The following is a 17256-nucleotide window of genomic DNA, read 5'->3' on the forward strand; positions in this document are numbered from 1 at the left end:
TTAGATGTTTTAGATGTTTTAAATTTTTTTCGTTGTTGATGTCTTCAAGTCTTGAGGTTTTGCAGTGAGTAGTACCGGTGAGCAGTAAGTAGCAAGCAGTGAGCAGTAAGTGGTAAGCAGTAAGCAGTGAGGGATTTGGCCGGATGTGCGCAAGCGTGTCCGGCCTTTTTTTATTCTTCTGCCGCAGGTTTGGCGGGCGCCGGTTTTTCGCGCCACTGGTCGTGCGAGTGATCGCGCTGCATGGCTTCGCGGTCGCCGGCGAACATGGCCTGCAATTCCTCCCGCGCCTGCACGGCCATGGAGACCATCTGCGCCTGGTCCTTGTAGTGCGGGTAGAGCGCTGCCAGGGTTTTGAGATTGTGAGAGCGGAATTTCATCGCCGCTTCACGCGCACGATAGGCGCCGAAGTCCAGTTGCTGCAAGACTTGCCGGCCCATGTGCAGGGCGCTTTCGAAGGTCTCGCGTTCCAGTACCGTCACGCCGCGATCCATCAGGTCGTAGTAGTGCGTGACGTTGCGCGCACGGGCAGCGATCTGCAGGTGGGGGAATTCCTCGCGTACCTTTTCCACCATGTCCAGGGCGGCTTGCGCATCGTCGATGGCGATCACCAGGACCTTGGCCTTGTCGGCACCGGCGGTACGCAGCAGGTCGATGCGGGTAGCGTCGCCGTAGAACACCTTGAAGCCGAACTTGCGCAGGAAATCGATCTGGTCCGGATCGTGATCAAGCACCGTGGCGCCGATGTCATTGGCCGCCAGCAGACGACCCACGATCTGGCCGAAGCGACCGAAGCCGGCGATGATGACTTCATTGTCCTGCGGCCCGATCTTGTCTTCCGGGCGGCGCTTGCCGCTTTCCAGCCAGCGCACCAGCAGGCGGTCATGCACCAGCAACAGCAGCGGCGTGATCAGCATCGACAACGCCACTACCACCACCAGCATGGACGAGATCTCGGGCGTGAGTACCTTGGCGGTGACGGCGGCACCGAAGACGATGAAGGCGAATTCCCCGCCCTGCGAAAGCAGGAAGGCGAAAAACAATTGCTGCCCGCGCGGAATGCCGAAGCAGCGGCCGAGGAACCACATCACGCCGGTCTTGATGGCCAGGAAACCCGCCACCATGCCGAGGATGCGCCACGGTTGCGCGAGGAAGACACCGAAGTCCACCGACATGCCCACGGCAATGAAGAACAGGCCCAGCAGCAAGCCCTTGAAGGGTTCCAGGTCGCTTTCCAGCGCATGGCGGTATTCGGAATCGGCCAGCAGCACGCCGGCCAGGAAGGTGCCCAGCGCCATCGACATGCCCACCGATTGCATCAGCAGGCAGGTCGAGATGACCAGCAGCAGGGCGAAGGCGGTGAAGATCTCGCGCATGTCGGTCTTGGCGATGATGCGCAGGATGGGCCGGATCAGCACCCGTCCGCCGAAGATCAGCAGGGCGATCACCAGCGCCACCTGGCCGGCATGCAGCCATCCCTGTCCGCTGCCCTGGCTGGCCGCCACACCCAGCAGGGGTACGGCGGCCATCATGGGAATGGCGGCGATGTCCTGGAACAGCAGGATGGAAAAGCCCGCTGCACCCGCCGGTGTGGCGGTGAGCTTGCGCTCGCCCAGCGTGGCCAGGGCAATGGCGGTGGAGGAAAGCGACATGCCCAGCGCACCGATGAGCCCGATGCGCCACGGCACGCCCGCTGCCAGCGCGGCAGCGAAGAGCGCCAGTGACACCGCCGCCACCTGCACGCTGCCCCAGCCGAAGATGGAGCGGCGCAGCGCCCACAGGCGTTTGGGATCGAGTTCCAGACCGATCAGGAACAGCAGCAGCACCACGCCGAATTCGGAGAATTCGAGGATGTGCTTGACCTCGGTAATGAGGCCCAGTCCCCACGGGCCGATCACGATGCCTGCCAACAGGTAGCCCAGCACCGCACCCAGCCCCAGCCGCTTGGCAATGGGCACGGCGGCCACGGCCGCCAGCAGGTAGACGAGGGCGATGAGCAGTTGTTCATCCATGGCTGGGTCCGGTCAGTTGGTCAGTTGAAAGGGGAGGGCGCAGTGAGACGCGAGGATTGGTGAGGAATTGGAAGTCTGGCTCATGGCTGCAGGCCTTCGAGGTAGCGTTCCACATGGCGCTGGAACTCGAGCGGCGGCACGTGATGGGCGCCATGCAGGATCAAGGGTTCCACCCACTGCATGCCGCACAGGCGCGCGGTCTGCTGGTAGGGCGGCAGGAAATCCGCAAAGGGATGGCCATGGCGGCCGGTGGCTTGGTAGGACGCCGTCTCCCCGCCGGTCGAGGCCACCAGCCAGAAGCGCTTGCCCTCCAGCGCATGGCCATCGTGGCCGAAGGCCCAGCCGCGCGCCAGCACGCGGTCCAGCCATTCCTTCTGCAGGGCCGGCATGCTGTACCAGTGGATGGGATGCTGCATCACGACCAGCTCGGCCTGGCTCAGCAGTTGCTGTTCGTGTTCGACGTCGATGTGGAAGTCGGGGTAGTGCTCGTAGAGGTCATGCACGGTCACCTCGGGCAGGCGGGCGGCGGCCTCCAGCATCAGGCGATTGGTGCGGGAGAGCTCGGCAGCGGGATGGGCGTACAGGATCAGGACCTTGGACATGTGTCGGCGCGGGCAATGTGGGTGGTGGGCAGAGGGGACCATGGCCTCCGGTACAAATGGCCGGAACATGCATGGCCTTGGCGCTGTCTGCCCTTGCAAGGGAGAGGAGTGTGCCACGAAAGCGCGCTTGCCGGCTTGTACGAAACTGCTTGCAGGCGGCCCTGCCCGCAGGTGTCCAAAGCCGGGCAATGCGAATATACTCAGCCACTCCCCGGGCCCGTCGCGCCATTGACGGCTTGCATGCCGCCGCTGGTACTCGCCGCAGTTCATTTCATCTGATTACTTATTGCAGCCATGTCCGACATCCAAGATTCCGAAGCCAACCTGCCGCCAGACCGCTCCCCGGGTGCGGTCCCGGCCAAGCCCGTGTCTGCCGACGCGTCCGGTACGCCGGCCGCATCCCAGAATCCCGCGCAGCCCGCCGTCGCACCTGCTACCGCCGTGGTTGCAGCCCCTTCGGCCGCCCCGGCGGTGCCGGCTGCTGAACCGGTGACGCCACCGGCCCAGCCGGGCGCGCAGCCTGCTACCGAGGCCGTCCATGGCCAGTCTGCGGACCAGGCGCAGCAGCGCATCTACACCTCGCTGCCGCCGCCTCCCCATCACGCGGGCGACGCACCCTGGGCGCAGACCTGGCGTTTCCTGACGGCGCGCCTGCGCCAGCTGTCGGACAAGGCCGGGCGCCGCGTCATGCAGCGCACGCTCAAGATCGGCGTATCGGCCCGCATCTTCCATCCCGAAAGCGGCGCCAAGGGCTTGCGCAGCAAGACCCTGCAATATCTGGAAGAGTCGATCGCGCAATGGGTGATGTCGCGTGACGTGCTGGTCTTCATGATCCCCACCGTCAATACCAATGGCCTGGTCCACCCCAGCAATATTCGCCTGCGCGACTATGCCAAGCACCTGGATGGCCTGGTGCTGCAGGGCGGGGCGGATGTCTCGCCGCAGAGCTATGCGCAAGCGGCCACACGCCCCGAATGGAGCGGCGACCGCGTGCGCGACATGTATGAGCTGGAACTGCTGCACGAATTCATCGAGGCCGGCAAGCCCGTGCTGGGCATCTGCCGTGGCTGCCAGCTGATCAACGTGGCTTTTGGCGGCACGCTTTACCAGGACATCGCCACCGACGTACCGACCGCCATCCCGCACGTCAACGATCAGTACGACAGCAATTATCACGCGCTGCATTTCCCGCAGGGCTCGTCGCTGGCCGGCATGGTCAAGACCGAGAACGCGATCGTCAACTCCATCCACCACCAGGCCGTCCACAACCTCGGGCGCGACCTGTCGGTGGAGGCCGTCTCGGGCCCGGACCAGATCGTGGAAGCCATCCGCTACCGCAAGGCTCCCTTCGTGATGGGCTTGCAGTGGCATCCGGAATTCCACCGCGCAGGCGGCCCGGAGCTGCTGGATTGCACGCCTATCCTGGACAGTTTCCTGCGGGCAGCGCGCGAGACGCGTTTCTGATCCCGCGTGATTGGCCGGAACCTAAGACTGCCAGCGTCATCGAACCCTCTTTGCGCTGGCGCAAGCTGATTGCATCGCCCCTGCAGCAAGGGCGCGATGCGCTATCCGCCTCAGCGCGGACTCTGTAGAATCAAAAGGTCGTCGCAGTGCAGCACCGCCCGGGTGCTGTGTTCAGGGAGCGGCGACTTGCTAGTTTTTTCCATCACCGGCAAAAAAGGAGAATTTACATGCCCCAATCCCCCGCACTGAAGACCGTTCGCAACGATATGAAGACTCTGGTCAAGGACGCCCAGGCATTGTTCGCCGAAGCCGCTGCCGCCACCGGCGAAAAGGCTGACGAGCTGCGCGCGCGCGGCCTGACCCTGCTGGAAGCCGCTGCCGAAGCTGCCCAGACCGCCCAGGCGGCTGCCATCGAGAAGGGCAAGGAAGTCGCTGCCAAGACCGACGACTATGTCCACGAAAATCCGTGGCGTGCCGTGGCCATCTCCGCAGGCCTGGGCCTGCTGGTCGGCCTGGTCATCGGCCGCAGCAAGTAAGCGCCGCGCCAATGGCGACTTCCCACAAGGACGGCCCGTCCGCACCCGCCGCCCATGCCGCCAACCCCGGCTTGACGGCGGGCCTCTTGGGCCTGGCCAAGAACCTGCTGGGCCTCATCATCAGCCGCATCGAGCTGGCCTCGCTGGAGATGTCGGAGATCGGCGCCAACCTGGTCCGTTTCGCCGTCATCTTCGTGCTGGCAGCGGTGGCGCTGTGGTTTGCCATCGCCTTCTGGTCGGTGCTGGTGGTCATGCTGGCCTGGGATACCTGGGGCTGGAAGATCCTGGCCCTGCTGGGCTTCATCTTCAGCGCGGCCACCGTGGGCCTGGTGTTGTATGCCAGGTCGGTGCTGATGCAGGGCAAGCTGTCGCTGCCGCAGACCATGTCGGAGCTGCGCAAGGACCGCGATGCGCTGTTGTGATGAAGTTTTGTTACGCAGCGGCTGTGTCATTTTTCCTAGTTCAGTGAGGACTGCATGAGCGATCAGGACCAAGGCATGACCCATGAGGAACGCAAGCGCAAGATTCTGGCGCAAGGCGCGCTGTACCGGCTGGGCGTGATGGAAGCGCGTGAAGTGGTGCGCGAGAATCTCAGCGCCGAGTCGCTGGCCAAAGGCGCCATGAGCCGGGTTGGCCACTTTGCCGCTTCGCTTTTTGGTGGCGGCAGGGCCGTGCAGTCGATCAAGTCGCTCAGCGCAGGCGGGCTGGGCAACCTGAATCTGCAGACGGTGACGCCGCTGCTGATGACGGGCGCTTCGCTGCTCTCACGGCGCTGGCTGCGCAAGCCGCTGATGATGGGCGGCGTGATCGCAGCCGTCGGCGGGCTGGCCTATTACTTCAGCCAGCGCGGCGGCAGCCGGGATCAGCCGGACACGGTTGACGCGGCAGCGCTGCAAGGACCGCCGGAACCCGATTGAGGGCTTCGGGCTGGTCCTTGATGCAACGGCAAAGGCATCCGGTTTTCCGGATGCCTTTGTCATTCATGGGCAGCGTTTTGGCAAGCGCGGCAGGAACATATCGGCCCTGATACGCTCTGAAGGACACCGGCCCATGGCCTGGACAACAAGACTGACAAGGCAAGAAAGGACATGACATGAAGAAAATTTCGATTGCAGCGATCGCCGGCGTGCTGGCGCTTTCCGGCTGTGCCGACATGAGCCCGACCCAGCGCGGCACGGCCACTGGCGCCGGTATCGGTGCCGGCCTGGGCGGCATCATCGGCGCGGCCACCGGCGGTGGTGGCGGCGGACGTGCGCTGGGTGGTGCGGCCATTGGCGGCGCCATTGGTGCGGTCGCCGGCAACATCTGGTCCAACCGCATGGAAAACCAGAAGCGCGCCATGGAGCAAGCCACCCAAGGCACGGGCGTGCAGGTCACGCAGACTGCCGACAATCGCCTGAAGCTGGAAATCCCCAGCGACATCTCCTTCGATACCGGCCGTGCCGACATCAAGCCGGAGATGCGCCCGGTGCTGGATCGCTTCGCCGCCACCCTGGTGGAGAACCCGGCCACCACCGTGACCATCGTCGGCCACACCGACAACACCGGCAGCGATGCCATCAACGACCCGCTGTCGCAGCAGCGCGCCGCGCGTACCCGCGATTACCTGACCACGCGCGGCGTGGCCGCCAACCGCTTCAACATCTCGGGCCGTGGTTCGCATGAGCCGCTGGTGCCCAACACCAGCGACGCCAACCGCGCCAAGAACCGCCGCGTTGAAATCTTCGTGGCCGAACAGCAGGCGGCGGCACCGGCACAGCAGCCCGCACCGGCTGGCTATGCACCGGGCTACTACCCGCCGCCGCCGCCTCCCCAGCGCTATTGAGGCGGTATGAAGGATGCGGCGATGCGCCCGGCAGTCGCGGCGCATCCGCAGGGTCCGGGGCGATGACCGCGACCTGTTGACTCTTTGGCATGTGAATGAAAATGAAAAATCCCCGAATTTCGGTTCGGGGATTTTTTTTGGGGCGTGGCCAGCGAGCGGATCGCTGGTCGTTGCGGATTACTTGGCGGGGGCGTCGGCCGCTGGTGCGGCACCTTCAGCGGCGGCCGGGGCCTTCACTTCGGGTTCCTTGAACTTGGCGCCGGACTGGTTGGCCATGTAGACCACGGTGCGCTGGATTTCGACATCATCCAGGTCCGGGTTGCCGCCCTTGGCGGGCATGGCGCGCAGGCCGTTGATGGCGTGCGAGACCAGGGTGTCATAGCCGGCGGCGATGCGGGCCTGCCAGGAGGCGGCGTCACCGACCTTGGGGGCACCTGCTACGCCGGCGCCGTGGCAGGCGGCGCAGGTGGTCTTGTAGACTTCTTCACCGGAGAGCAGTTGCTTGGGACCGGCGGCATCACGGAAGGTGAAGCCATCGTCGGAGACGGGTTTGATGCGTGCCGCGATCATTTCGGGCGTCTGGCTGTCCGAGCCGGCGCCGGTTTTCTGGCCATTGGTGACATACTGCACCAGCAACACGATGCACACGATGGGCACCATGAAACCTGCGACGACGGCTGCGATCAATTGCTTGGGAGTCTTGATTGCCGACTCGTGTTCATGCTGAGCTGAGCTCATTGGCGTCCCTCCGTAATGTTTCCTCGAAATTGGGGCGGAAAACGTCGGTTCCCTTTGTATTGCCTTATCGCCTGGCATTGCGTGGAACTGGGATCAGGCAGGGCTTTCATTGCGCTCTCTCGCCGAACTCTTGATTATAGTCACAATGCTTTCCGTTTGACACGGAAAAACCGCCAGCGCCATGGACGTCCTGCCGGAAAGACGGTATCCTTCAGGCCTTTCCGGGGTTCGCCCCGATTCAGCGCGGCTGTAGCTCAGTGGATAGAGTATTGGCCTCCGAAGCCAAGGGTCGTGGGTTCGATCCCCGCCAGCCGCGCCACTTTCCCTTCTTCCTCGTTTTGCTGCCCAAAACCGCAACATCGGTTTCCCGTCGGGCAGCAGGATGCATTCAATTTCCTGCAGCCAAAGCAAGTTTCCACACTCAAGGCAGAAGGCCAACGGCAGCCGCCGTGCGCCCCTTCTCTACCAACCCGGTACCACGCAATATACAAAATTATTAAAACAGCAACGTATTCTGCCGGGAAACAGTATGCCGGCGTTGCGTGACAGATACTTTGCGCGATATCAATCCGGGGGCCAAGGACCGGTTTTTTATCAGTCCCATCTTCATCGTTGCCTCGCTGTGACGTGACGGAGCTTTCACGGCACGGCTTCCAGCATGTCGGGAGACCCAGGCCATCCTCGAATGACGGGTGACCAGTACAATACGCTCCGGCCGGAGGGGGTATCGCATCCCGGTCGCCGGCGCTGCCACGCGCCGTTCCTTCATCTCATAACTCCAAAATCGCCATGAAGTCACTTCTTGCATCTTTGTTGTCACTCGCTGTCCTGGGCGGGTGCGCCTCACGCGGCTTGCTCGACACCACCGTAGCGCCACCCGCCGACGATGAATCCTATTTCGTCATCGGCGTGCCCCCCACCAATCATCGCATCTCGGTGTTCCCGGGCGAGATCGAGAACGGTGTATTCCATCAGAGCCGGCTTTATTCGGCAGCGCTCTACGGAGGTGCCAAGGACGGCTTTGTCGTCGGGAAGTCGCCCGCCGGTCGGGTGCTGGCCATCACCAATGTCAGGCTCGTGGAGGACGAAAACGCGGTGCTGCGTGGACGCAACTTTGCGCCCTGCCAGTCGGCGCAGACGTTTGTCTTCACCGTCCCCAAGGGCAAGGTCATCTAGAACCCATTTCATCAATAGGCGTGAGATGCGTTCTGTCCAGAAAGGGCGCTGGCAAGGCGCGCGACGCGTCGTGTGGCGGTGCCACACGCAAGGAGCGCAACGCGGCCAGCGCCCTTTCTGGACAGAACCCGGAGGGAGCGGCCCGTTTGGGCGAATTGCTGCGTTACGAATTTGGGTCAAGACGCCCAGTCTTGACCCAAATTCGCGCCTTGCACTTCATCCCAAACGGGACTCGCTCGCACTCACGCCTATTGATGAAATGGGTTCTATATCGGTTCAGTCAATTACGCTTTCCAAAGCGACAAATTGCGGGTGCGCTACCGTAACGACCTGGCCGAAGCGGCCAGTTATATCGATGCGAACTACCCCCAGCTGAAAGGAAAGGTGGAATATCAGGAGCCACAATTGCTGCCGACTGACAAGAGTTGCAACCCGGGGACGATGTACATACCGGTTTACATCAGGTCCAAGTAAGTTTGGGATCGCGCAAGCTTTTGTCGCAACTGGACCGGCAAGCGCTTCGGGTCGGACCAGTGACTTTGCTGGGGCGGCATCTTGCACAGGCATTGGCCGCAGGCCTTGTGCAAATGCAAAGCTGAAGGGCATTTTCAGGTGTTCTCGTCCCTTTGCATGGATGTGCGGCAATTATGATAGCACCGTGCCGGAAGGCTTTTTTACGGTCTTTCGAGGCCGGAGGAGGGCGTCCGCGGCAGGAAGATTCCCCTGGTCTGCCGGCAATGACACGCCGGCGGGCCTACTGCGCCTCTGCGGCGCCGGGCCCATGGCAGCGTGGCCCGAAGTGGCCCGGAACCCGGTTGCTTGCAGGGTGAATACCGCCACATCAATCACAGACATCAGCGGACTTGTACATGAACTTCAACGAACGCGCGACGAACTTGCTGGACATGCCGGTCTCTCCCCTTACCTGGGACGGAATCATCAAGGAATGCCAACGCCTGGAACGCGAATTTTCCTATATTCCTTCCGGCGTCAAATGGGCGCTGGATTACAAGCGCTTCCAGGTCGAACAGGCCCGCGGCAATGCCGGCCATGCCCTCCGGTACCTGAAGGAGGCGATCGCTACCTCGCCCTACAATGCCGACATTCTGCAGGATTACAAGCAACTCGTTGGCAAGACTTCGGATCTGCACGATCTGGTGCTGGTGATCTCCAGCAAGATCAATGAAGCCAAGGCTTTGGCGCTGGCGGCGCAATTCGATGCTGCAGGGGTGCAGTACATGATCGTCAGCGGTTCGGGCACGCCTGCCATCGCCCATGCGCGTGCGCTTCAGGTAGATGTGCCGGACAATGCAGAGTCCACTCCGCAAATAGTCATCGCGGCCTTGACCTGGGTATATGAGAACATCGGCAGCAACGTCGGGGTGCTCAAGGTCAGCGACGAGATGGGCCTCGTCGATGGCGCCACCCTCAAGCACAGCTTGAGCGAGCTGCATCATGCCGACGCTTATGCCGGTGTGCCCTCCGGTGGTCTTGAACATGATCGTTGCTTCCACTGGGGCCTGTGCCAAAGCCAGGAGCTCAACCGCCGTATCTACGGGCGCCCCGTGGTGAGTACCTGGGCCGGAAGCGGCGCCCTCTATCTGGGACCGGGACCTCTGGAAAAGCTGGTCACTTCGCTGATTCGTTTCCCCGGCCTGTTCGAGGGAGAGTATTACGACGACAAGCTGATCGGTGACGTACTGGTCTTCGAAAGTGTGACCCTGACGCCACGCGCTGCCTATACCGATTTCGGCCTGTCCATTGGCGGTGTGCCGGCCGCGGTGCCGCCGTCCAAATTGAGCCTGCACCAGGCGCCAGCGGCGCTGACCGCAGCCGTGCCTGCTGCCGCGCCGACACCAGCGCCCGCTAAGCCCTCACTGACGCTCAAGGTCCAAGGGGCTGGCACGGCTGCGCCTGCAGCCGCCGAGAACCAGTTGCTATATCTCCATCTGGGCTGCGGCACCATGAATTTCCCCGGTTTCGTCAATATTGACATGGGCACCTCCGGCGCTGACGTCAATCTGGACTTGACTCAGCCCTTGCCGTGGGCAGACCGTACCGTCAAGGGCATCTTCAGCGAACATTTCATCGAGCACGTGACCCAGGCCCAGGGCCTGCGCCTGCTCATGGAATGCCGTCGTGTGCTGGCACCAGGCGGTATCGTGCGCATGGCCACGCCGGATTTGGCCGATACGGTCAACCACTACAACGACAATTATGTACATCCGGACTGGGCCAACTATGGCATGGCCTGGACCGAGAACCGTTGCGAACGCATGAATATCGCCATGCGCTGGTGGGGGCATCAGTGGGTCTATGACGAGGAGGAACTGACCCGCGTAGGCAAGCTGGTGGGCTTGAACCTGAAGGGCCGTTTCAAGATCGGCGAGAGCTCCGATCCCATGTTGTGCAACCGGGAGTATCGCGATTCCTCGACGCTCATTCTCGAATTCGAGAAGCCGCAACGCCAGATCGCCCGTGAAGCGCAGCCACTGGTGAGCGTGGTCATTCCGGCCTACAACCCGCGTTACTTCGCACAGTCTCTCGAGAGCGCGTTGAATCAGACCTACCGCAATCTGGAGATCATCATCTGCGATGACTCCAGCGAAGATCGTATCCTCGATATCGTGCGCAAATATCAGGAAACCGACTCTCGTATCCGCTACGTCCGCAATACCGACCGTGGGGAAATTCCTGGTCGCAACAACCACATTCTCTGCTTCAACGAAGCACAGGGCGAGTTCATCAAGTTCCTCAACGATGACGACCTGTTGGCACCGGATTGCGTACGCCGCCTGCTCGATTGCTTCGTGGACAATCCTGACCTCGTGCTGGCTACCTCCAAGCGCCAGCGCATCGACGCCCAGGGCAACCACCTGGACGACATCCCGGCAACCCGTTCGCCGTTCAGTCACGACACGCTCATCAATGGCCTGCAACTGGGTCAGGCGCTGGTACGCAGCAAGATCAACTTCATCGGTGAGCCGACCACGGCACTGTTCCGCAAGTCGGAGCTCATCGACGTCAAGCCGGACTTTGGCTCGGTGGACAAGTGGCCGGTGGTGGGCATGTTCGACATCGCGGTGTGGTTGAACCTGCTGGTACGTGGTGATGCCGTCTACATCGTCGAACCCCTGAGCTACTTCCGTATCCATGGCGAGCAGGCGCAGGTGGTGTATGCCGACCAATGCCATGACGGTGCCCGCAAGGCGTGGGAAGTGATCGAGAATGCCTGGTCGCGACTTGGTTTCCTGAATTGACCTGAACCTGGACTGTCCGTAGCTCAGCAGGCCGCGGACAGTGCCTCATGCAGGCGCGGGAAAAAGCCGGCGTAGGGCCCAAGCCGCACAGCACGGGCAAGCCGGGCTGGATCCTCGCAGGCCTGCAGAACGGCGGGCAAGTTGCGATAGTTCAGCGCCTGGCCTTCCAGCGGGACCGGATGTGCCTCGGCCCGTCCCGCCAGAATCTCTGCGAGTTGCAGTTCGAATAGCCGCTGGCAGGTAACCAGTGATTGTCGCAATACTTCGGCAAAGCCATCCTCGGGGCCGATGGGCGCATCCAACTGGGCAAGCACCGGGCCCGCGTCGACTTTCTGCTGAGGTAGCAGCTCGTGCAATGTGGCACCGTAGCGGGTTTCGCCCCGGCACAGTGCCGCCACGATGCAGACCTCTGCCAGGCCACGGTAGCGCTGCACCAGTCCGTTGTGGATGTTGAAGAAGCGCGGTCCCGAGCGCAGCAGCGCATCCGAGAGCAGATGGGCGTTGTTGATGGAGAAGACCACGCCATCAGTGATTCCCGCCAGCAGCGGTGGCAACGACACGCTCGGATTTTCGCTCCAGGACACCGAGACCCCTCGCCTTTCCAAGCGCTTGCCGCTGCCATCTTGGGGCGGGCAGCAGGCACCATCGACTGCGTGGCCCTGTCGCAGGGCAAAGTCAACTGCCTGGTAGAGAAGCGCGCCGGAACCAATGAAGAACATGATCGCGTAGGACGAGGGGAGTGGATGGAGAGGCATTCTACCGTGAGCTACGGGGAAAACGCGGGCTTTTGGATGGATGCTCCGGGCTTTGGACGCTGTCTACGAGCGGAGTGGATGCGCTAAGATGACAACATGCAGCAAGGTCCCGCGTGCTACGCCCAGCTTCGGGACAGCCGCCCAGCCTGGACATGTCCTGCCCTAGCGTTTCGCAAGCCTGAAAGTCGAACAGAACATGCAAAGCAATGTGCTTGAATATTTCGAGACCGGCGCACTGGTCTCGTCTCCCGACAAGACCGCGCTGGTCGATGGCCAGTCGCGCCATACCTTTGCCGAACTGGCCCTGCGTGCCAAGAATATCGCCGCGGCCATCCTCGTGCGCAGTGAGGCGATGAACCGTCCCATCGCCGTGTTCCTGCCCAAGTGTGCTTACACCGTGATGGCCAACCTCGGCATCCTCTACAGCGCGAACTGCTACGCCAATCTCGATATCAAGTCGCCGCCGGAGCGCCTCAAGGCTATTCTCAACAACCTCCAGGCCGAACTGGTCATTACCAGCGCGAACCTGGCGCCGGCCCTGTACGAGGCTGGCGTGCCTGCTGAGCGTCTCCTGCTGGTGGAAGAGGTCGATGGTACGATGCCGCAATGGGACGAGGCCAGCCTTGCTGCCCGCCGTGCGCAGCTCATCGATACCGACCCCCTGTGTATCATCCATACTTCCGGCTCGACCGGAATGCCCAAAGGAGTGGCACTGCATCACAAGTCCACGATCGATTTCATGGACTGGGCGTTCGAACGTCTCGGCCTGGGAGGCGAGGAAACCATCGGCAGCCTCTCGCCCTTCTATTTCGATATCTATACCCTGGAATTGTGGTTGAGCCTGGCCAAGGGCGCGACCCTGGTAATCCTGCCCGAGCAGTACGCGGCCTTTCCGGCCAAACTGCTGGAATACCTGGTACAGGAGGCCGTCAGTTTCATCTTCTGGGTGCCCACCATCATGGTCAACATCGCCAACCAGGGCCTGCTGGAGAAGATTCCTCAGCCGGCCTTGCGCAAGGTACTCTTTGCGGGCGAAGTGTTCCCCACCAAGCCGCTCAATTACTGGCGTCGCCAGTTGCCGCAAGCGCTGTTCGTCAACCTCTACGGGCCGATCGAGATCACGGTGGACTGTACCTATTTCATCGTGGACCGCGAGATGGCCGATGACGAAAAGCTGCCTATCGGCTTCCCCTGCCGCAATACCGACGTGCTGATCATTCATGAGGACAACCGCCCGGCCCGCGTCAACGAGCATGGCGAGCTGTGCATCCGCGGCTCCTCATTGGCGCTGGGCTACTGGAACAGCCCCGAGCGCACTGCCCAGGCTTTCGTGCAGAATCCCTTGCATTCACAATACCCGGAGCTGGTCTACCGTACCGGCGATCTGGTGTATCGCAATGAACGTGGCGAGATCATGTTCGTCGGCCGTAAGGATTACCAGATCAAGCATCAGGGTTATCGCATCGAACTGGGTGAAATCGAACACGCCGCCCTGCAGGTTCGCGGCGTGCGCCATGCCTGTGTGGTTTACGACGCATCCAGCAAGGATATCGTGCTGTATTTTGAATCCGAGGAGGATATCGCCGCTGCCGACCTGCGCCGTCAGCTCGGCCAGCATCTGCCCAAGTACATGTTGCCCACCGTGACCGAGCGGGTCGGCCAGATGCCCCGTAATCCCAATGGCAAGATCGACCGTTTGGCGCTGTCAGCCGGCCGTCACGCCTGAATCCTTTTTCGAACTTTTACCATGAGCAAGCTGACCGACATCCTGCAGAGCATCCGTCCCGAGTCCGACTTCACACAATCGAGCGACTTCCTCGAGGATGGCCTGCTGGATTCTTTCGATATGGTCACGCTGGTCTCCAGCCTGGACCAGGCTTACGGCATTTCCATCGATGGGCTGGACATCGTGCCGGACAACTTCAAGAGCATTGCCGCCATCACGGCGCTGCTCGGGAAATACGGGGCAACAGAATGAAGCTGCGTTTCCAGGGCAAGCGCATCACCGGCCTGCTGTCGGTGGTGCCGCGGCATGAACAGTCGTTTGTCGAAGACATGAAGTTGTTCAACTTCCCCGAGGCACGCTCACGCAAGCTCATGGAGGTCATGGGCTATGACCGGCACCGCCTGGTGGAGGAGGGAGTGTGCGTTTCGGACCTTGCCGTGGCCGGCCTGCAGCACCTCTTTGAGAGCGGCAAGCTGGCCCGCGAGGAGATCGATGCGCTGATCCTGGTCACACAGACTCCTGACTATCCGATGCCACCGACCAGCAACGTGATCCAGGGGCGGCTTGAGCTCAAGCAGGATCTGTTCTGCATGGATATCAACCAGGGCTGTGCCGGATTCATCGTCGGCCTGATGCAAGCCTTCCTCCTGCTGGAGCAGCCGGCCATCGGCAAGGTGGTACTGATCAATGCCGATGTCATCAGCCGCAAGACCTCGCCCAAGGACCGCAACAGCTATCCGCTCATCGGCGACGCGGCCGCCATTACCGTGGTCGAGCGCGACCCGGAGGCCGGTGTCATCCATGCCAATATCAAAATGGATGGAATGCGCCGCGAAGCCCTCATGATTCCTGCTGGCGGGATGCGCCTGCCGCATTCGGAACAGACGGCGCTGCTGGAAGACGTGGGCGACAACAACCTGCGCGCCCAGGATCACCTGCGCATGGACGGATCGGCGGTGTTCAATTTCGTCCAGGTGGAAATACCACCCATGGTCGAAGGTTTGCTTGAACAGGGCGGTATGGATATCGATGCGGTGGACTGGTTCCTGTTTCACCAACCCAATCGCTTCATGTTGCAGAAACTGGCTGACAAGATTGGCATCCCGCACGCGAAAATGCCGATGAACGTCGTGGAAAAATATGGCAACAGCAGTGGTGTCACCATTCCCATGGCCATAGTCGAAAACCTGCGGGGCCCTCTTCTGGCGCAGCGCTTCCAGGTTTGCCTGGCGGGCTTCGGGGTCGGACTGACCTGGGGCTCGATGCTCATGGAACTAGGCGAGCTTGGCTTCTGCGACATGATCGAGATTTGACCGCCGCTACCTCGCCGTCGGCTTGGATGCCGAAGGACCGAAACAGCAAGAGACAAGACCTCCAGAGCACTGGATAACCTCATAAAGAAAGTCAGACCATGGACAAGTTTTACGACAACCTGGCAGATCTGCTCGAAGTAGACGCCATCAATCCGGACCAGCCCCTGGACGAATACGAGAACTGGGATTCGTTGACCGTGATCTCCTTTATCGCATCGCTGGATGCTGATTACGGCGTGAACATGACCGCCAAGGACATCGCTGCCTTTGCCACGGCCGGAGACTTATTCGCGGAAGTCCAGCGCAGGAAGACCAAGTAAGGATGTCCCAGCCATTTGATCTTGCCGGCCGCCGCATTCTGGTGACCGGTGCTGCGGCCGGTATCGGGCGCGCCACTTGCCAGCGTGTTGCCTCTATGGGGGCACACGTATTGGCGGTCGATCGAGACGAAGCCGGCCTGGCCGCATTGTTGGGACAACTTCCGGGTACCGGACATGCCTCGCGCATGATGGATCTGCGTGAGCTGGAAGAGATTCCGGCTGCCATGATTGCTTGTGCGGAGGAGGGCGGCCGCCTGGCCGGCGTGGTTCACGCTGCAGGGATTTCTTCGGTGGCGCCGACCCGGCTGCTGGCTCCCAGGCATTACCGAGACGTACTGGCCATCAATACCGAAGCGGCGCTGGCGCTGGTACGCGGCTTCCAGAACCGCAAGGTCTGCGAGGAGTCCGGGGGATCGGTGGTATTGATCGCCTCGGTCATGGCCCTGGTCGGTTCGGTGGGAGGAACGGCCTACTCGATGTCGAAGGCCGCACTCATGGGGCTGGCACGCTCGGCGGCGCTGGAATATGCCCCTCGCGGCATTCGCATCAATTGCGTTGCCCCCGGCTTCGTGAAGACGCAGATGTATGAGAAGGTGGCCGCGTCCTGGGATGCTGTGCAACGCGAACAGATTGAGCGTGCGCATCCCCTCGGGCTGGGCGATCCTGACGATGTAGCCAACAGCGTCGCCTTCTTGCTGGCCGACGCCAGCCGGTGGATCACTGGCAGCACACTGGTGTGCGATGGTGGCTACACCGCTTCCTGATCAGGCAAGAATCAACATGACTCCAGAACTTTGTACGCTTGTCACCGGCGCCTCCTCCGGTATCGGCAGAGAAACTGCCCTGCGACTCTCGCAGCACGGACCGCTGCTGCTGCATGGGCGCGATGTCGCGCGTCTGGAAGAAACGCGCGTCCGGTGTCAGCATCCCGAACGCCATCACCTTTGGCCCCATGACCTGGCAGACCTTGCCGGCATCGAACGGAGTCTTGTGCAGCTGCTGGCTGCACAGGGGCTGCAGGTCGCGCGGTTCGTTCACTGCGCCGGGGTCTTGCAGGTGGGGCCGTTGCGCCTGCTGGATCGCGGCGCGATCGAGCGGACGATGAATGTCAATTTTCTCTCTGCCGTCGAGATCACGCGTCTGCTGGTACGCAAGAAGATCAACGAGAAAGCCTTGAATGGCGTGGTCTTTGTCTCCAGCACGGCCAGCCAGTTCGGCGCCAAGGGCTTTGGCATCTACTGCGCCAGCAAAAGTGCGCTGGATGGCTACATGCGCGCGCTGGCAGTCGAGCTGGCACCAGCCGTGCGGGTCAACGCGGTATTGCCCGGAGCGGTACGTACCGCCATGACCGAGCACATGTTTGAAGATGCTGACGTGCTGGAGCGCATGCAGCGCGACTATCCCTTGGGAGTGGGCGAGCAGGCCGACATAGCGGCAGCAGTCAACTTTCTGCTCTCCGACGAGGCGCGCTGGGTCACCGGGCAGCAACTGGTGGTCGATGGTGGCCGCACCGTCAACATCACAGGCTGAGG

At 61.9% G+C, this 17256-nt stretch carries 17 protein-coding genes and 1 tRNA gene; 14 read left to right on the plus strand and 4 right to left on the minus strand.

Annotated features, from left to right (window positions below):
• Positions 1-170: 170 nt before the first annotated feature.
• Both kefC and FYB76_RS17690 read right to left on the minus strand, forming a co-directional pair.
• On the minus strand, positions 171-2009 hold the full coding sequence (kefC, locus tag FYB76_RS17685; protein WP_088755160.1) for a glutathione-regulated potassium-efflux system protein KefC: 1839 nt from the start codon (positions 2007-2009) through the stop codon (positions 171-173).
• An 80-nt stretch (positions 2010-2089) separates the two neighbouring features.
• Positions 2090-2611: an NAD(P)H-dependent oxidoreductase gene (locus tag FYB76_RS17690; protein WP_154134472.1), complete on the minus strand. Its 522-nt coding sequence runs from the start codon at positions 2609-2611 to the stop codon at positions 2090-2092.
• A gap of 294 nt (positions 2612-2905) precedes the next feature.
• Between FYB76_RS17690 and FYB76_RS17695 the strand changes: the two genes are divergently transcribed.
• From FYB76_RS17695 to FYB76_RS17715, 5 genes are all read left to right on the plus strand, one after another.
• Positions 2906-4075 carry a gamma-glutamyl-gamma-aminobutyrate hydrolase family protein gene (locus FYB76_RS17695; RefSeq protein ID WP_154134473.1) on the plus strand — a complete coding sequence of 390 codons (1170 nt, stop codon included), beginning with the start codon at positions 2906-2908 and terminating at the stop codon, positions 4073-4075.
• Between the two features lie 227 nt (positions 4076-4302).
• On the plus strand, positions 4303-4611 hold the full coding sequence (locus FYB76_RS17700) for a YqjD family protein (RefSeq protein WP_039783473.1): 309 nt from the start codon (positions 4303-4305) through the stop codon (positions 4609-4611).
• Positions 4612-4622: 11 nt separating this feature from the next.
• Positions 4623-5033 (plus strand): phage holin family protein, encoded by a 411-nt coding sequence (locus FYB76_RS17705; RefSeq protein ID WP_154134474.1) that lies wholly within the window; start codon positions 4623-4625, stop codon positions 5031-5033.
• A gap of 54 nt (positions 5034-5087) precedes the next feature.
• A complete protein-coding gene (locus tag FYB76_RS17710; protein ID WP_088755156.1) occupies positions 5088-5528 on the plus strand; it encodes a hypothetical protein in 441 nt (146 codons plus the stop codon).
• Between the two features lie 176 nt (positions 5529-5704).
• A complete protein-coding gene (locus tag FYB76_RS17715; RefSeq protein WP_088755155.1) occupies positions 5705-6436 on the plus strand; it encodes an OmpA family protein in 732 nt (243 codons plus the stop codon).
• 177 nt (positions 6437-6613) lie between these two features.
• On the opposite strand, the gene FYB76_RS17720 is transcribed toward FYB76_RS17715, so the two are convergent.
• Positions 6614-7174 (minus strand): cytochrome c5 family protein, encoded by a 561-nt coding sequence (locus FYB76_RS17720; protein ID WP_154134475.1) that lies wholly within the window; start codon positions 7172-7174, stop codon positions 6614-6616.
• A 243-nt stretch (positions 7175-7417) separates the two neighbouring features.
• On the opposite strand from FYB76_RS17720, the gene FYB76_RS17725 reads away from it, so the two are divergent.
• From FYB76_RS17725 to FYB76_RS26845, 3 genes are all read left to right on the plus strand, one after another.
• Positions 7418-7493 (plus strand) — tRNA-Arg (locus FYB76_RS17725).
• A 494-nt stretch (positions 7494-7987) separates the two neighbouring features.
• Positions 7988-8350, plus strand: a complete 363-nt coding sequence (locus tag FYB76_RS17730; protein WP_154134476.1) for a hypothetical protein — start codon at positions 7988-7990, stop codon at positions 8348-8350.
• An 869-nt stretch (positions 8351-9219) separates the two neighbouring features.
• Positions 9220-11610, plus strand: coding sequence for a glycosyltransferase (locus FYB76_RS26845; protein ID WP_229297012.1), 2391 nt, complete (start codon positions 9220-9222; stop codon positions 11608-11610).
• Between the two features lie 23 nt (positions 11611-11633).
• Here FYB76_RS26845 and FYB76_RS17745 read toward each other — a convergent pair whose 3' ends face one another.
• Complete coding sequence (locus FYB76_RS17745; protein WP_195724664.1) at positions 11634-12329, minus strand: formyltransferase family protein; 696 nt, start codon at positions 12327-12329, stop codon at positions 11634-11636.
• Between the two features lie 232 nt (positions 12330-12561).
• Here FYB76_RS17745 and FYB76_RS17750 point away from each other — a divergent pair, with 232 nt between their 5' ends.
• The 6 genes from FYB76_RS17750 (at position 12562) to FYB76_RS17775 (ending at position 17254) form a co-directional block, all read left to right on the plus strand.
• The gene (locus tag FYB76_RS17750) at positions 12562-14091 is read left to right on the plus strand and encodes an amino acid adenylation domain-containing protein (RefSeq protein WP_154134478.1); all 1530 of its coding nucleotides are present in this window, start codon (positions 12562-12564) and stop codon (positions 14089-14091) included.
• 21 nt (positions 14092-14112) lie between these two features.
• Entirely contained in the window at positions 14113-14343 is a 231-nt protein-coding gene (locus FYB76_RS17755) for an acyl carrier protein (protein ID WP_154134479.1), read from the plus strand.
• Positions 14340-15404, plus strand: a complete 1065-nt coding sequence (locus FYB76_RS17760) for a 3-oxoacyl-ACP synthase III family protein (protein WP_154134480.1) — start codon at positions 14340-14342, stop codon at positions 15402-15404. Before FYB76_RS17755 ends, FYB76_RS17760 begins: the two co-directional genes overlap by 4 nt.
• Before the next feature lie 98 nt (positions 15405-15502).
• Positions 15503-15724: an acyl carrier protein gene (locus FYB76_RS17765; protein WP_154134481.1), complete on the plus strand. Its 222-nt coding sequence runs from the start codon at positions 15503-15505 to the stop codon at positions 15722-15724.
• Positions 15725-15726: 2 nt separating this feature from the next.
• Positions 15727-16488 (plus strand): SDR family NAD(P)-dependent oxidoreductase, encoded by a 762-nt coding sequence (locus tag FYB76_RS17770; RefSeq protein ID WP_154134482.1) that lies wholly within the window; start codon positions 15727-15729, stop codon positions 16486-16488.
• A 16-nt stretch (positions 16489-16504) separates the two neighbouring features.
• Positions 16505-17254, plus strand: a complete 750-nt coding sequence (locus FYB76_RS17775) for an SDR family NAD(P)-dependent oxidoreductase (protein ID WP_195724665.1) — start codon at positions 16505-16507, stop codon at positions 17252-17254.
• Positions 17255-17256: the final 2 nt, after the last annotated feature.

The organism is Herbaspirillum sp. CAH-3, assembly GCF_009668275.1.
Classification (GTDB): domain Bacteria; phylum Pseudomonadota; class Gammaproteobacteria; order Burkholderiales; family Burkholderiaceae_D; genus Herbaspirillum; species Herbaspirillum aquaticum.

Bases quoted from the DNA above. Each gene is read 5' to 3' on its own strand.
- kefC (WP_088755160.1), bottom strand. From the start codon at position 2,009: ATGGATGAACAACTGCTCATCGCCCTCGTCTACCTGCTGGCGGCCGTG.
- FYB76_RS17690 (WP_154134472.1), bottom strand. From the start codon at position 2,611: ATGTCCAAGGTCCTGATCCTGTACGCCCATCCCGCTGCCGAGCTCTCC.
- FYB76_RS17695 (WP_154134473.1), top strand. From the start codon at position 2,906: ATGTCCGACATCCAAGATTCCGAAGCCAACCTGCCGCCAGACCGCTCC.
- FYB76_RS17700 (WP_039783473.1), top strand. From the start codon at position 4,303: ATGCCCCAATCCCCCGCACTGAAGACCGTTCGCAACGATATGAAGACT.
- FYB76_RS17705 (WP_154134474.1), top strand. From the start codon at position 4,623: ATGGCGACTTCCCACAAGGACGGCCCGTCCGCACCCGCCGCCCATGCC.
- FYB76_RS17710 (WP_088755156.1), top strand. From the start codon at position 5,088: ATGAGCGATCAGGACCAAGGCATGACCCATGAGGAACGCAAGCGCAAG.
- FYB76_RS17715 (WP_088755155.1), top strand. From the start codon at position 5,705: ATGAAGAAAATTTCGATTGCAGCGATCGCCGGCGTGCTGGCGCTTTCC.
- FYB76_RS17720 (WP_154134475.1), bottom strand. From the start codon at position 7,174: ATGAGCTCAGCTCAGCATGAACACGAGTCGGCAATCAAGACTCCCAAG.
- FYB76_RS26845 (WP_229297012.1), top strand. From the start codon at position 9,220: ATGAACTTCAACGAACGCGCGACGAACTTGCTGGACATGCCGGTCTCT.
- FYB76_RS17745 (WP_195724664.1), bottom strand. From the start codon at position 12,329: ATGTTCTTCATTGGTTCCGGCGCGCTTCTCTACCAGGCAGTTGACTTT.
- FYB76_RS17750 (WP_154134478.1), top strand. From the start codon at position 12,562: ATGCAAAGCAATGTGCTTGAATATTTCGAGACCGGCGCACTGGTCTCG.
- FYB76_RS17755 (WP_154134479.1), top strand. From the start codon at position 14,113: ATGAGCAAGCTGACCGACATCCTGCAGAGCATCCGTCCCGAGTCCGAC.
- FYB76_RS17760 (WP_154134480.1), top strand. From the start codon at position 14,340: ATGAAGCTGCGTTTCCAGGGCAAGCGCATCACCGGCCTGCTGTCGGTG.
- FYB76_RS17765 (WP_154134481.1), top strand. From the start codon at position 15,503: ATGGACAAGTTTTACGACAACCTGGCAGATCTGCTCGAAGTAGACGCC.
- FYB76_RS17770 (WP_154134482.1), top strand. From the start codon at position 15,727: ATGTCCCAGCCATTTGATCTTGCCGGCCGCCGCATTCTGGTGACCGGT.
- FYB76_RS17775 (WP_195724665.1), top strand. From the start codon at position 16,505: ATGACTCCAGAACTTTGTACGCTTGTCACCGGCGCCTCCTCCGGTATC.